Annotated in this window: 13 protein-coding genes; 5 read left to right on the forward strand and 8 right to left on the reverse strand. The window is 71.1% G+C overall.

The window, feature by feature from the left end:
* Nucleotides 1-80: 80 nt before the first annotated feature.
* The 3 genes from D9R14_RS05540 (at nt 81) to D9R14_RS05550 (ending at nt 3,735) form a co-directional block, all read left to right on the forward strand.
* Nucleotides 81-947, forward strand: coding sequence for an SGNH/GDSL hydrolase family protein (locus tag D9R14_RS05540; RefSeq protein ID WP_121622308.1), 867 nt, complete (start codon nt 81-83; stop codon nt 945-947).
* A gap of 214 nt (nt 948-1,161) precedes the next feature.
* The gene (locus D9R14_RS05545) at nt 1,162-2,577 is read left to right on the forward strand and encodes a tetratricopeptide repeat protein (RefSeq protein ID WP_121622309.1); all 1,416 of its coding nucleotides are present in this window, start codon (nt 1,162-1,164) and stop codon (nt 2,575-2,577) included.
* Between the two features lie 12 nt (nt 2,578-2,589).
* Entirely contained in the window at nt 2,590-3,735 is a 1,146-nt protein-coding gene (locus D9R14_RS05550; RefSeq protein ID WP_121622310.1) for a FecR family protein, read from the forward strand.
* Between the two features lie 6 nt (nt 3,736-3,741).
* On the opposite strand, the gene D9R14_RS05555 is transcribed toward D9R14_RS05550, so the two are convergent.
* Entirely contained in the window at nt 3,742-4,920 is a 1,179-nt protein-coding gene (locus tag D9R14_RS05555) for a glycosyltransferase family protein (protein ID WP_147452953.1), read from the reverse strand.
* A 222-nt stretch (nt 4,921-5,142) separates the two neighbouring features.
* Between D9R14_RS05555 and D9R14_RS05560 the strand changes: the two genes are divergently transcribed.
* Nucleotides 5,143-5,703 carry an invasion associated locus B family protein gene (locus D9R14_RS05560; RefSeq protein ID WP_170168512.1) on the forward strand — a complete coding sequence of 187 codons (561 nt, stop codon included), beginning with the start codon at nt 5,143-5,145 and terminating at the stop codon, nt 5,701-5,703.
* A 41-nt stretch (nt 5,704-5,744) separates the two neighbouring features.
* On the opposite strand, the gene D9R14_RS05565 is transcribed toward D9R14_RS05560, so the two are convergent.
* From D9R14_RS05565 to D9R14_RS05585, 5 genes are all read right to left on the reverse strand, one after another.
* Complete coding sequence (locus D9R14_RS05565; protein WP_121622313.1) at nt 5,745-7,355, reverse strand: acyl-CoA synthetase; 1,611 nt, start codon at nt 7,353-7,355, stop codon at nt 5,745-5,747.
* 212 nt (nt 7,356-7,567) lie between these two features.
* On the reverse strand, nt 7,568-8,284 hold the full coding sequence (gene rpe / locus D9R14_RS05570; RefSeq protein WP_245420572.1) for a ribulose-phosphate 3-epimerase: 717 nt from the start codon (nt 8,282-8,284) through the stop codon (nt 7,568-7,570).
* 30 nt (nt 8,285-8,314) lie between these two features.
* Nucleotides 8,315-9,310 (reverse strand): class 1 fructose-bisphosphatase, encoded by a 996-nt coding sequence (locus tag D9R14_RS05575; protein ID WP_121622428.1) that lies wholly within the window; start codon nt 9,308-9,310, stop codon nt 8,315-8,317.
* Between the two features lie 126 nt (nt 9,311-9,436).
* Nucleotides 9,437-9,874: a dihydroneopterin aldolase gene (gene folB / locus D9R14_RS05580; protein ID WP_121622429.1), complete on the reverse strand. Its 438-nt coding sequence runs from the start codon at nt 9,872-9,874 to the stop codon at nt 9,437-9,439.
* Nucleotides 9,875-10,079: 205 nt separating this feature from the next.
* Nucleotides 10,080-11,045 carry an ATP-grasp domain-containing protein gene (locus D9R14_RS05585; protein WP_121622314.1) on the reverse strand — a complete coding sequence of 322 codons (966 nt, stop codon included), beginning with the start codon at nt 11,043-11,045 and terminating at the stop codon, nt 10,080-10,082.
* Between the two features lie 41 nt (nt 11,046-11,086).
* Between D9R14_RS05585 and D9R14_RS05590 the strand changes: the two genes are divergently transcribed.
* A complete protein-coding gene (locus D9R14_RS05590) occupies nt 11,087-11,782 on the forward strand; it encodes a HisA/HisF-related TIM barrel protein (protein WP_121622315.1) in 696 nt (231 codons plus the stop codon).
* Here the strand turns inward: D9R14_RS05590 and D9R14_RS05595 are convergent.
* Both D9R14_RS05595 and D9R14_RS05600 read right to left on the reverse strand, forming a co-directional pair.
* On the reverse strand, nt 11,773-12,627 hold the full coding sequence (locus D9R14_RS05595) for a triphosphoribosyl-dephospho-CoA synthase (RefSeq protein WP_121622316.1): 855 nt from the start codon (nt 12,625-12,627) through the stop codon (nt 11,773-11,775). The genes D9R14_RS05590 and D9R14_RS05595 overlap by 10 nt on opposite strands.
* Before the next feature lie 58 nt (nt 12,628-12,685).
* Nucleotides 12,686-13,810 carry an ATP-grasp domain-containing protein gene (locus D9R14_RS05600; protein WP_121622317.1) on the reverse strand — a complete coding sequence of 375 codons (1,125 nt, stop codon included), beginning with the start codon at nt 13,808-13,810 and terminating at the stop codon, nt 12,686-12,688.

Below are 13,810 nucleotides of genomic sequence, written 5' to 3' on the forward strand. Positions count from 1 at the left end.
GAATTCGTTTTGTTGCGGCCGCATTCGGTGCTTAAGGGAAAGCACCGCCGCATCTTCCGCCTGCAGAGTCTTCCGCCATCATGGGCCTCTCCTCCGTTTGCTCAGCTGTGCCACGGGCCGCCGCCCGCGCCGCCCTCGCCCTCGGCATCGTCGCGATGCCGCTCTCCGCCCAGGCGTCGGACCAGCGCAAAAGCCTCTGTCCGTTCGAGATTTCCGCCGGCAGCCCGCCGTTTACGCTGCCCCGCGACGTGGCGTCCCTCGGCGCCGGCGGGCCGCTGCGCATCATGGCCATCGGCTCCTCCAGCACCGCCGGCTTCGGCGCGTCGCAGAGTGCGCTGACCTATCCCAACCAGCTCGCCGCCCGCCTCTCCGCCGCGCTCGGCCCCCGCACCGTCACCGTCACCAATGCCGGCATTTCCGGCGAGACCGGGCCGACCACCCTGCGCCGGCTGGAAGCCGCCATGGCCGCGCCCGAGCCGCCGCACATCGTGATCTGGCAGGTGGGCACCAACGACGTGCTGTTCGGCGGCAATCCGGCGGGCCTGGAAGCGCTGGTTCTCCGGGGCCTCGACGCGGTGACCGCGGCCGGCGCGGTGCCCATCGTGATCGACCAGCAGTATTTCCGCGCCATCCTGAACCTCAACCACTATGAGACATTCGTGGCGGCGGTGGAGCGCGCGACGGCGGCCCGCGGGGCGGCGCTGGTCAACCGCTACGCCGTCATGAAGCATTGGGCCGAGGCGCAGCCCAGGGTGTTCGACGGCCTGATGGCGCTGGACCGCTTCCATATGGGCGACCAGGGCTATGCCTGCCTTGCCGATCTCGTCGCCGCAGGCATCCTCGCGAAGCCGCCGGCGGCGATCGCGTCCGCCAAGCCGCCGATGAGCGTATCTGCGAACCCGCCGGCGGTGCCGGCCTCGGTCGCCGCCTCGCCACCCGCGCGCTGACAGGGTTGGGAGCAGCCGGGCACCAGGCGGGCATCGGTCGCGGACGGTAAAAAGGTGCAGCTTGACTGTTGCAAAAATGCCGGACACGCCACAAAGCGGCACCAAATCGTAACCCTAACGACAACCAACGATCCCCTTGCCGGGCCTCAGATGTTAAGAAGGGGTTAAGGCAAGGGGCGGGCCTTGCCGGCGACAACAGCCGGATTCTGATCTCATGCATTCGACGCTCAACGTCGCGTGGACCGGAAGGTCGGGCGACGCGCGCACCAGCCGGGCCCGTTCGCTGCTTCAGGCGGCCACCCGGGCCTCGGCGCTCCTCGGCCTGTCCTGCCTCCTGCTCCTGGGCGCGGGGGCGCCCGCATCGGCGCAGCAGACGGCGGCGGCCGACGCCGACCCCGAGTTCAACACGCTGTTCCACGAGTCCCTGAAGCGCCCCGCGGACGTCGCCTTGGCCTATCGCCTGGCGGCCCGGGCCACCCAGCTCGGCGACTACGAGGCGGCCATCGGCGTCTACGAGCGCATCCTGTTCTACAATCCCAAGGTGGTGCGGGTGCGGCTGGAACTCGGCCGGCTCTACTACCGGCTCGGCGCCTATGAGAGCGCGCGTGCCTATCTTCAGCCGATCGACGGCGACGGCATGCTGAGCCCCGCCGAGCAGGCCAACGTCACCGCCTATCTGGAGGAGGTCGAGCGCCGGCTCTCCACCAACCAGTGGAGCGTCTACGCCCAGGCGGGCGTGCGCTACCAGTCGAACGCCAATTACGGCCCGTCGAGCCGCATCGTCATCGGCGACGACGTGGCGGCGCTGCTGCCGCCGAGCTACGCCTCCAAGGCGGACGGCAACGTCTTCGGCCTCGCCACGGTGCGGCACGTCTACGACTTCGGCAACCAGCGCGGCGACGTCTGGGAAACCAATCTCAACCTCTATTATTCCCAGCAGTTCGACATCCAGCGGCTCAATCTCGGCTTCGTCGAGGCCAATACCGGCCCGCGCTTCGCGCTCGCGCCGGATGCGCTGCCCGGCTCCTCGGTGCGACCCTACGTGCTCGCCGGCGGCATCTCGCTGGGCGGGGCGAGCTATCTCGGCTCCTACGGCGCCGGCGTGTCGGTCTATCTGCCGTTCAGCCCCTATTTCTCCATCGAGCCGTTCGTCGAGGCGCGCCAGCGCGACTACCAGAACAGCGTCGACTACCCCACCGCCGGCTTCCAGAGCGGCGGCATGTGGACGGTGGGCGCCGGCCTGTTCGGCCGCATCACCGAGGGCGTGGGCTGGCGCGCGCGCATCGCCTATAACGACGCCGATGCCAGCGTGTCCTGGTATGCCTACGAGAACTTCAACGCCGATCTGGCGCTGCCGGTGGAATTCCAGGGCCTGTGGGGCGTCAAGCGGTGGGTGGTGATCCCCTCGGTCGGCTATTCCTACTACGGCTATGACGCGGCGAACCCCTTCGTCTCGCGCTTCATTCCCCGCACCGACGACCAGTACCGCGTGGGCCTCGCCCTCGACGTTCCCATCCATGAGCAGTTCGGCCTTCTGACCCAGGTGCAGTACACCTGGGCGAGCTCGTCCCTGCCCAATTACTCGTTCGACAATCTGAGCGTGTCGATCGGGCCGAACGTCCGGTTCTGAGGAGGACGCGCCATGCCCATCAGCACTCCCGCCCGGCTCCTCGCCTCCGTCGCCTCGCTCGCGCTGGTCGCCGCATCCGGCGCCCCCGCGCTGGCGCAGAACCCGCAGGTCGGCACCGCCGCGGCGGTCAATCCGCGCGCGACCGGGCAAGGCGGCGCCCGCGTGCTGGAACTCGGCTCCAGCATCATCCACCGCGAGCGCATCCAGACCTCCGACACCGGCAGCGTCCAGGTGATGTTCGTGGACAAGACCACGCTCAACATCGGCCCCGGCTCGAACCTGGTGATCGACGAATTCGTCTACGATCCCAACAAGAAGGCCGGCTCGATGGCGCTTTCCCTCACCAAGGGGGCGGTGCGCTTCGTGGGTGGGGCGGCGAGCCATACCGGCGGCGCCGAGGTGAAGACCCCGGTCGCCACCATCGGCATCCGCGGCGGCGTCGCCGGCATCACCCATCTGGGCGGGGAGACCCGCGCCATCCTCCAGTTCGGCACGCTGACGGTGCAGGGGCCCTCGGGCGAGCCCATCGTCGTGCGCCGGCCGGGCTTCATGGTCGTCATCGGCCCGAACGGCGTCTCCGGCCCGGTGCGCGTGACCCAGGCCGAGATCGACGCGCTGATCGCCAAGACGCTGAGCCAGGGACGGCAGACCGGCGGGCGTCCCGGCACCACGCCCGACCTCGCGGGGCTCGCCCCCAATGCCGGCGGCCCGTGCTCCATGCCGGCCCAGGGCCAGACCACCATGGACCTCGCCGCGGTCTCCTGCCGCTACTTCAACACCCAGTTGCAGAACCAGGTGGACACGGTGGCCGAGCAGGCCTCGCAGCAGGGGCAGACCAACGTCCTCGTCCCGGTCTACGTGCCGCCTCCGCCTTACGGTCCCGGCGGCTATGGGCCGGGCGGATATGGCCCAGGCGGCTACGGTCCCGGCGGCTATGGCGGCGGGGGCAACCCCAATCCGGGGCCGATCTTCCCCGGCTTTCCGAACCTGCCCAACTGGCCGAACCTGCCCAACTTTCCGAACTTTCCCGGCTTTCCGGGCACTGGCGGCGGCGGCAATCTGGCCGGCGGTCCACCGACCACCCCGCCGATCAACTCGCCGCCGCCGCCCGTTACCCCGCCGCCCCCGCCGCCGACCTGCATTCCGCCTTACTGCTGAGGCGCATCACGCGGCCAGCAGCGCCAGGCAGCGCTCGACGAGATGTTCGAGCGGCGGGCGTTCCTCCAGCATGGCCCGGTGCATCCGGCCGGCGGCGAGCGCCAGTTCGGCGGCATCCGCGTCCTCCGCGAAGGCGAGGATGTCGGTGGGGTCGGGCATGTATCCGGGATCGAACAGCAGCCGGCTGCGCGCCACGCCCGCGGCGGAGATGGCCTCGCCGTTGAGATAGTGCTCCACATGCTGGCACAGGGTGTATTGCGGCACCCCCGCCGCCAGCGCGTCCGCGGCGACCCCCGCATTGCCCTGGTGCAGCACCAGGCGTGCGCGCTCCAGCACGACGCTCATGCGCTGCGCCTCGCCATGCACCCTCACTCCGGCCGCGCGCAAAGCGGCGACCGCCGCCGGGGAGGCCGAGGGGGTGTAGATATCCAGCATCGGCCCGAGAACCTGCAGCGCCGCCATCACGCCCGGCCGGCAGATCACGTCCATATGGAGGTAGGCGAAGATGCGATCCGCACCCGGCCGCCGCTCGCGCATGGGCTCTGTCATCAGCGGCCCGTCGGCGGGGCGCGGGCGCACGTCGGCATAGGGATCGAGCAGCTGGAAGGTGGTGACGAAGGCGTCGTCGGCCTGGAACAGGGCGCCGATGCGGTCGATGGCGTCGAGCCCTTCGGCGGCGAGCGCCCGGTTGACGGCGTCGAGCATGTCCGCGTCCCGCGCCATGGGCGGCGTGAAGGCGTGGAGCAGCGGGAAGGCCTCAAGGTGCTGCGGCGGCAGGCAGAAGCCGACGCCGGACTGCATCGTCCGGGCCCGGCCGCGCGCCGCGAGCGTCGCCATCGGGGCATAGTCGAGGATGACGAGGTCCGGCCGGGTCTGGTCGATGATCGCGCGCCAGCCGGCGAGCGCCCGGCGCATGGCCTGCTCGTCCAGCAATCCGGCCTGGGCGAGCGAATCCGTGAGCGTCGCAGACGCGGGGATGGGCCGGAAGTCTGCGGGAGTCGTCTCCGGCGCCACCAGGACGGGAATGCCCGCCTTGTCCAGCGGCGTCGCGAAGAACGGCCGGCTGCACGCCGCCGTCACCTGGTGCCCGGCGGCGGCGAGCCGGCTGCCGATGCGGGCGAGCTTCATGGAATGGCCGTAGCCTACGCCCAGTTCCCAGGCGAGCAGCACCCGTCTCGAACCCAAACCGGCCTCCCTCGGCGCTGGCGCGCGCAGCCTGACGGCAAGGGATGAATGCCTGCTTGCGGGCAAAAGGTCGAGCCTGCGCGCGGGAAACGCCTTTCCTGCCAATTCCGGTTGCCTGCCGGGGGGCTGGTCGGATATCCCGGTGCGCACAGGCGCCGCCGGACAGCGGGCGCCGGGTCGGCCCATCGGCCGGTGCGCTCGGGATGGGCAAGGAGCACAGTGATGAACAGGTTCTCGCGCAGGGGTCTCGGTCTTCCGTCTCTGGCCGGCGCCGCGCTCGCGCTGCTCGCGCTTGCCGCCCCGGCCTCCGCCCAGTCGGCCGCGCCCGCCGCCCCCGCGACGGCCGCTGCGCCGGCGACCGAGACGCGCACCGTGCACGACGACTGGACCGTGCGCTGCAAGAAGGGCGGCGCGGCCAAGCCCGAGTGCGAGGCGGTGCAGACGCTCCAGACCACCGACCTCAAGGGCGTGCTCGCCCATATCGCCGTCCGGGCGGAGAAGGACGGGCCGGTGCGCCTCATCGTCCTCGTCCCGCCGGGCGTGTGGCTGCCCGCCAACGTGGTCTTCAAGGTGCCGAACGTGGCCGACATCACGCTCACCTACAAGCGCTGCGGCCAGCACTGCATCGCCTCGGTCGAACTGACCAAGGAGCAGCTCGACGCGCTCAAGGGCAGCGCCGGCAAGGGCGAGTTCACGTTCGAGAACGGCTCGCGCAGCCCCATCATCCTCCCCGTCTCCTTCAAGGGGCTCGGCAAGGCGATGGAAGAGGCCATGAAGGGCTGAGCCGCCCGTCCTTCGGGCCGGGGAGGCCGGCGGCGGGGCCCTCAGCCCCGCGCGCGCAGTTCCCGCCGCAGGATCTTGCCCGTCGCGGTCATGGGCAGGGTGTCCGTGAACGCCACGTGGCGCGGGTATTCGTGGGCCGAGAGCCTGGTCTTCACGAAATCCTGGATATCGCGGGCGAGGTCGTCGGTGGCGGCGGCGCCGTCCTTCAGCACCACCCACGCCTTCACCGCCTCGGTGCGCAGCGGGTCGGGCACGCCCACCACCGCCACCAGCGCCACCGCGGGGTGCTTGAGGATGCAGTCCTCGATCTCGCCCGGCCCGATACGGTAGCCGGCGGAGGTGATGACGTCGTCGGCCCGGCCCACATACCAGAGGTAGCCATCCTCGTCGCGCCGGCCCATGTCGCCGGTGAGCAGGAAGTCGCCGGCATACTTGGCCGCCGTGGCTTCCGGGTTCTGCCAATATTCCAGCATCATCACCGGATCGCCCTTGCGCACGCCCACCTGGCCCTCGGCGCCGTCGGGCAGCTCGCGGCCGTCCTCGTCGACGATGCGCACGTCGTGGCCGGGGATGGGCCGCCCCATGGCGCCGGGGCGGATGGGGAAGAAGTCCGAGTTCGAGCCCACCACCAAATTGCACTCGGTCTGGCCGTAGATCTCGCGCGCCTCGACGCCGAGCCGCTCCTTCACGAACGCGCCCAGCTCCGCCCCGAGGCTCTCGCCGCCGGTGAGCAGCGAGCGCAGGGCAAGGCCCGCGTGCCGCACGTCGGCCTGCCGCAGCAGCTTGAGCGCGGTGGGCGGCAGGAACACGTTCCGCACCCTGTGGCGCGCCATCAGGTCCATGGCGGCTTCGGGATCGAACTTCTTCGCCCGGTGGGCGAGCACCGGCACGCCCAGATAGAGGCTCGGGAACAGCACGTCGAACAGGCCGCCGATCCAGGCCCAGTCGGCCGGCGTCCAGTGCAGGTCGCCGGGCCGGGGCATGCCCTCGTGGATGAAGGTGATGCAGGGCAGGTGGCCGAGCAGCACCCGGTGGCCGTGCAGGGCGCCCTTGGGGTTCCCGGTGGTGCCGGAGGTGAAGATGATGATGCCGGGATCGTCCGGCCCGGTGTCGGCCGGCGTGAAGGCGTCGCTCGCCCGCGCCAGGGCCGCGTCGAACGGGAGCGTGCCGGGCGCGGCTGCGCCGCCGGTGAGGTAGACGGTGGCGAGGTCCGGCAGGCGGTCGCGCACCCGCTCCAGCTTGGCGAGGCCGGACAGATCGGTCACCAGCGCCTTCGCGCCGGAGGCGGCGAGACGGAACTCCAGCGCCTCGTCGCCGAATAGGGTGAACAGCGGCACCGAGACGAGCCCCGCCTTGAAGGCAGCGAGGTGGGCGATGGCCGTCTCCGGCGCCTGGGGCAGGAACACCGCCACCCGGTCGCCGCGCTTGAGACCCTGGGCGAGGAGGGCGTTGGCGAAGCGGTTGGTGAGGCTCTTAACCTCGTCGAAGGAGTATGCGCGTACGGTGCCGCTCTCCTCCTCGAACACCAGAGCGGGCTTGCCTGAGCCGTCCGCATGGGCATCGACGCAGGCGACGCCCATGTTGAAGCGGGCGGGGATCTGCCAGCGGAAGGCTCGGACGAGCGCGTCATAGCGCGGCGCGGCGACGGACATTTATGTCCTCCCAGGACCGGAGTGGCAGTCTCCATGAAACATGAAGATCTGCTCTTATCATTTTGATCCAGAATGAAAAATTAACCATACTTAACGTGACGCGCGAACGACTTTCGGCCGAGAACCAGCGCAGGGCAGGGCGCAGAAACGATCGAACGTTTTTTTCCTCACGCGGTCAAGGGGCGCGCGCCGCCGGGACCGGGATGGCGTGCTCAGGCAACGAGCCCGACAGCGCCTGCCGCAGCCGCACGGATGGCCTCGATCTTCGCCCGGTAGTGCGCCGGCCCGTCCTTGAACACCGCGGAGCCGGCCACCAGCACGTCCGCGCCGGCCCTGGCGCACAGCGCGCCGGTCTCCGGGTTCACGCCGCCGTCCACCTCCAGGCGGATGTCGCGGCCGCGGATCAGGTCGCGGATGCGGGCGATCTTCTCCAGCATCTCGGGGATGAAGGCCTGGCCGCCGAAGCCGGGATTGACGCTCATGACGCAGATGAGGTCCGCCTTCTCCAGCGCATAGTCCAGCACCCGCTCGGAGGTGGAGGGGTTGATGGCGATGCCGGCCTTCTTGCCGAGCCCCTTGATGACCTGCAGGCAGCGGTCGAGGTGCGGCGTCGCCTCGGGGTGCACCGAGATGATATCGGCCCCCGCCTTGGCGAAGGCCTCGAGGTAGGGCTCCACCGGCGAGATCATCAGATGCACGTCGAACACCTTGTCGGTGTGCGGCCTGAGCGCCTTGATGATGTCCGGCCCGAAGGTGAGGTTGGGCACGAAGTGCCCGTCCATCACGTCGAGATGGATATAGTCCGCCCCCGCCGCCGCCACCGCGCGCACCTCCTCGCCGAGCTTCGAGAAGTCGGACGCGAGCATGGAGGGGGCGATCAGCGTGGTCATGTCGGCGAACTCCGGTTTGCGGGCGTCTTCTGCGGGCATTGGGGCGCTGCCGTGGCGGCCCCGATCACGTCAGTAATAGGAGGCGATCGTCTCCACCTCGGCCTTCGAGCCGAACACCAGCGGGATGCGCTGGTGGATGTGGTGCGGGGCGATGTCGAGGATGCGGGTGCGGCCGTCTGTGGCGCCGCCCTTGGCCTGCTCGGTGAGGAAGGCCACCGGGTTGGCCTCGTAGATCAGGCGCAGGCGCCCCTCCGCATAGCCCTTGCGCTTGTCGCCGGGATAGAGATAGACGCCGCCGCGGGTGAAGATGCGGAAGGCGTCGGCCACCATGGAGCCCACCCAGCGCATGTTGAAGTCCTTGCCGCGCGGGCCCTCCTTGCCGGCGAGGCAGTCCTCGATATAGCCCTTCATGGGCGCGTCCCAGTGGCGGACGTTGGACTGGTTGACGCCGTATTCCTTGGTCTCGGCCGGGATTTCCACGTTCTCGCGCGCCAGCAGGAAAGCGCCGCTCGCCCGGTCCTGCACGAACACGTGGGTGCCCGCGCCGAACGTCGCCACCAGGATGGTGGCCGGCCCATAGGCGAGGAAGCCCGCAGCCACCTGGTGCCGGCCGGGGCGCATCACCGCATCCTTCGGGCTCGCATGGGCCGCCGCGTCATAGGGCAGGATGGAATAGATGGTGCCCACCGACACGTTGGTGTCGATGTTCGACGAGCCGTCGAGCGGGTCCACCGCCACCACCAGGCGGCCGGCGGGGTTCACCGGGATCAGCTCCTCGCTCTCCTCCGAGGCGAGGAAGGCGACGGGGGTCGGCATCAAAGCGGCGATGATGCGCTCCTCCGCCACCACGTCCAGCTCCTTCTGGGCGTCGCCGCCGGCATTGGGGTCGACGCCGCGGATCTTGGCGAGGCTCTCTTCCAGCGGTCCGCGCGCCACCAGATCGGCGATGCCGACGCCGGCGGCGGAAATGGCCCGTACTGCGGCTGCGACGGCGCCCCTGTCGGCATCGCCGCCGGCCCACCGGTCGAGATAGGCCTCAAGGGTTACGCTTTCGCCAGCCGCCATCTTGCTCACCGAAATCTCCTGCGCATCGTGCCCACGGAGGCTTGGCCGTCGCCTTCAGGCCGCCCCGCCACCCGGCGCCCTTATGGCGCAGAGCGCCGCGCCGGGCAAAGCAAATGGCGCGGGCGCTCAGCGCCGGCGGGTGATCTCCACACCGACGTCGGCGAAGATGCCGCTCACCGGGGCATTCGGCTTGTGCACCGTGACGCTGACTTCTTCCAGCAGCTGGAAATGGTCCAGCAGCCGGGTGGCGATGCGCTCCGCCAGGGTCTCGATGAGGTGGACCGGGTCGTCCTCCGCCACGGCGCGGACCTGCTCGTAGATCTTCTGGTAGGAGATGGTCAGCGCCTCGTCGTCGGCCCAGGCGGCGGGGCGGGTGTCGAGCCGGCAGTCGCAGTCCACCACGAAGCGCTGGCCAAGCTCGCGCTCCGCCTCGTAGACGCCGTGGCGGGCATAGAACGGCATGCCCTTCACGAACAGGCGGTCGAGATCGTGGCGCGGAACGGTCCGGCCTTCGGCTGCCATGGCCTCGGCCTCGGCCGCCGCTTCGGGTTCATCTGCTCTCATCAATGCCTCACGCGGCTGGCCCTTGTCGCGGGCGCCGCCCTGGGGCCGGCGCCCGACCGCGCGCCCGGAGCCGGCGCGCGCGCCCCGGCGCGCCGGCCGCGGCGCCTGAGGGCGCCCCATGGGAGCCGCTCAGGGGAGCAAGATCAAGATGACCGGGGCAAATTCTCCCCTTTCTCCCGATCCGGCGCCCGCGCGGCTGCCCGGCTCAGCGCAGGTCCAGCTCCACCGGCCGCGGGCGGGGCAGGTGGGGCATGGCCGGCGGGCGGCCGTCGCGGATCAGTTCCGGCAGAAAGGCCGCCGGACTGATGCCCAGCGCCGCATGAAGCCCCGCATAGGCGACGGTCACGCGTGGGTTGACCTCAACCACCAGCGGGCCGGACGGCGAGAGGATGACGTCGATGCCGATGATGCCCGACAGGCCGGGGACCGCCGCCACCACCTTCTGGGCGAGCACCGCGAGCGTGCCGTCGGTGTCGTCGATGGCGCCCACCGTCACGCCGGTGAGCGAGAGCACGCCCACGAGGTGGCTCAAGTGGAGCTGGTTGGCGGCGAGCAGCGTCACCCCGTCCGGACGTACCAGGACGGTGAGGCTCACAGGCGTGCCGTGGACGAACGGCTGCACCACAAGGCGGCCGGTGCGCGGCAGCGCCTCGCGGCTCGGCCAGGCGCGCATGTTCTCCGAGCCGGCGCCGTCGTCCGGCTTGGTGATGAGGTCGCCCTTGAGGTCCGCCGGCACCGCGTCCAGCGTGTAGGTGGGCACGTGGGGAATGAAGTTCTGCGCCAGCACCTGCGCCGTGCGCAGCTTGCTGGAAACCAGGTCGATCGCCGCCGGCGAGGAGGCGATCAGCCGCTCGGCGCTCTCGTTCATCAGGCGGACCATGCGGGCGAGGACGCCGCCGGTCTCCGGCCCCACCGGCCACACCACGTCGGCCTCGTGGGCAAGGCCGGACCAGCAGATCCAGGCATCGTCGCCCTTGCCGACCGGCACGCTGTCCTCGCTGGGCTTCGGCAGGCGGTCGTCATAGGCCAGGATGGTGCTGATGCCGGGCAGGGTCTCGAGGTCGCGGATCAAGGCGTCGCGCACCTGCAGCGCGGCGGGCAGCAGCGTCTCCGGCAGGGGCTTGTCGCGCAGCCCGCCCGATGTCACGTACTCGCAGATGAAGACGCGCATCTCGTCCCTCTCCCGGCAGACGATCTTCCGGAATCGCCCACATGCAGCTTATTCCCGTCCTTGACCTCAAGGGAGGTCAAGTTGTGCGTGCCGTCCAGGGCGAGCGGCAAGCCTATCGGCCCTGGAATTCCGACCTCGCCCGTTCCGCCGATCCCCTCCATGTGGTTGCGCGGATGCTGGAGATCGCGCCGTTCCGCACCCTCTACGTTGCAGACCTCGACGCCATCACGGGCAGCGGGCAACACGATACCGAGATTCGCGCGTTGCGTGCTCGATTTCCAGCGCTCACGCTCTGGGTTGATTCGGGCGAGACCGGGCCGGCTGCGCTCGCGGCCCGATTGAGCGCCGGCCTGGGCGTGCCGGTGGTGGGCACGGAGAGCCTCTCCGGCCTCGATGCTGCGCGCGCGGCGCTCGCCGCGCCCGGGGTTATCCTTTCCCTCGACCGCGATGCGCGGGGTCTGCGCGGCCCTAAGGCGCTGCACGCCATGCCGGAGCTTTGGCCCGAAGAGGTGATCGTCATGACGCTGGCGCGCGTCGGCTCCGGTGAGGGGCCGGACATGGAAGCGCTGGACGCGGCCACGGCGCTGCGGCGCTCCGGCAGATTCTACGCCGCCGGAGGCGTGCGGGACGCGGCCGACCTCGACGCTTTGGCGCGGCGGGGGATCGCCGGCGCGCTGGTGGCGAGCGCGCTCCATGACGGGCGGATCGGCCCGGAGGCGGCGCGCCGCTACGCCTGAGCCTGAGCCTGGGCCGCCTCCGCCGCGAGGAGCTGTGCGGCGAAGCAGCTCGCCACCGTGAGGTCGGCGCTGGTGCCGGGATTGCGCCCGCCGGCTTTCAGCCGGGCATCGAACGCCAGGAGGCGGCCGTGCCGCGCCTGCTGCGACAGGCCCTCAATCTCATGCCGCACCACCTCGGCCTCCGCGCGCACCGCCTCGGCCGCGTCAGGGCCGAACTTGCGGGCGATGTGGCTGTCCGGATGGCCGGCGAGGAAGGCAAGGAAGACGTCTTCCAGCCGGGCCGGCGCGAGCGGGGCGCCGTGGAGCGGCGGGACGCCGATCGCGAACACCTCCGCGAACCCGCCGGCGTATTGCCGGGCGATCATGTCGCGGTGGGCGGCCAGCGCCATGGCGGCGCCGAGGGGGATTTGCGCCGGCGCGCGCGCATCGGCCGCCGGTTCGTCCCCCAGTCCCCCCGGATTGGCGCGGGCGATGGCGCCGAAGGCGTCGTGCGCATCCTGGACGTCGAGCGCCGCCAGCACGAGCGCAAGCCGCTCGCGGAGCGGCGCGGGCCGGGGCGCGAGCGCGGCCTGGGCCAGCGGCGCGCAGAGCAGGACGATGCCGAGATTGGTGTTGAGCCCGGCCGCCGCGAGCGCCGCATCCACCGCGCCGGCGATGCGCTGGCCGGCCGAGAGGCCGGCCGCGCCGATCCAAGGGGCCGAAGCGGCGGCGGCCGCCTCGAAATGCGCCGTCTCCATGCCGTGGCCGGCGGCGAACCGGTGCACGTTGCCGGGCTTCAGCGCGTCGAGTTCGGCGTGGCAGGCGTCCGCAAAGGCGCGGGCGATCTCCGGCGGCGTCAGCGTCATGGCCGGCGCCGCGGCCGGCGCCGCAGCCGGCGTCCTGCGCGCGCGGCCGCCGGGATCGTCACGGCGCAGGCGCGACTTCGCCGAGGCCGAGCTGGGCCCGCACGTCGCGGCTGCGGGCGGCGAGGCGGGCCTCGGCAATCTCCAAAGTCGGCCCCTGGGTGCGCACGGTGCAGACCGGGGCGCCGCGGGCGATGGCCGCGCCGGCGGCCGGCCGGTCGGCCACTTCCTCGGGCCACGAACCGGGCGGGACGATGATGTCCCGGTCGGCATAGATCACGCCCGCCGCATGGGCCTCGGACGGCTGCGGCAGGCCGGGCGGGATGCGCCCGCCGCAGGCGGCGAGGTGCAGGCCCAGCAGAGGCGGCAGCGGGTCCACGTCGAAGATGTCGAGCGTGGCGCCGAGGCGCGGATTGACCTCCACCAGGAACCAGCCGTCCGGGCCGATCATGAAGTCGATCGAGATCAGGCCGACGAGGCCGCAGGCCTTCGCGATCCGCTGGGCCGCCTCGCGCATGGCCGCGCCCTGGGGCTCGGGCAGGGCGATCGGGCCGACGGCGCCGCCATAGCGGAACGGATGGTCCGGATCACCGGCACGCCACTGGCGCGAGGCGCCCACCACCACGCTTTCGGTGCCGTTGGCCAGCAGCAGCAGGGAGACCGGGCTGCCTCTCACCTCACGCTGAAGATAGTGCTCGGGCCAGGGCGGCGAGAGGTCGCCCTCTGCCCGGCGGCGGATGTGCCCGCCGCCTGCGCCGCCGATCTTCTTCTCGATCAGGGGGCCGGAAAGGCCCTCCGGCGCGCCGAGCGCCACCTCCGGGAACGGGATGGCGAGATGCCCGCACAGGGCTGCGAGCGCCTGCGGGTCCTTGATGATGCGCACCGTCTGCGGCGCGTTGCCGAGGATCGGGTTGCGCTCGGCGATGCGCATCATCAGGTCCGGCTCGTCCTCCAGCCCGCCGCCGAGCACCACCGGCAGGCCGGCCGGGGCAAGGGAGGCGAGGGCCTGGATGAGATCGTCGCCGTCGAAGGCGAAGCCGTGCTTCTTGTGCACCTTTACGCAGCGCGCCGCATGGGCGCAGGTGTCGAGATCGGCGAACAGGTCGAAGGTGAGGGCGGCGAGGCCCGCGCGGGCGGCGGAGGCCACGAGCGGGCGCGCCGACAGCGCGATGATGGCGAGATCCAT

The sequence above is a fragment of the Xanthobacter tagetidis genome (assembly GCF_003667445.1).
Lineage (GTDB): Bacteria > Pseudomonadota > Alphaproteobacteria > Rhizobiales > Xanthobacteraceae > Xanthobacter > Xanthobacter tagetidis.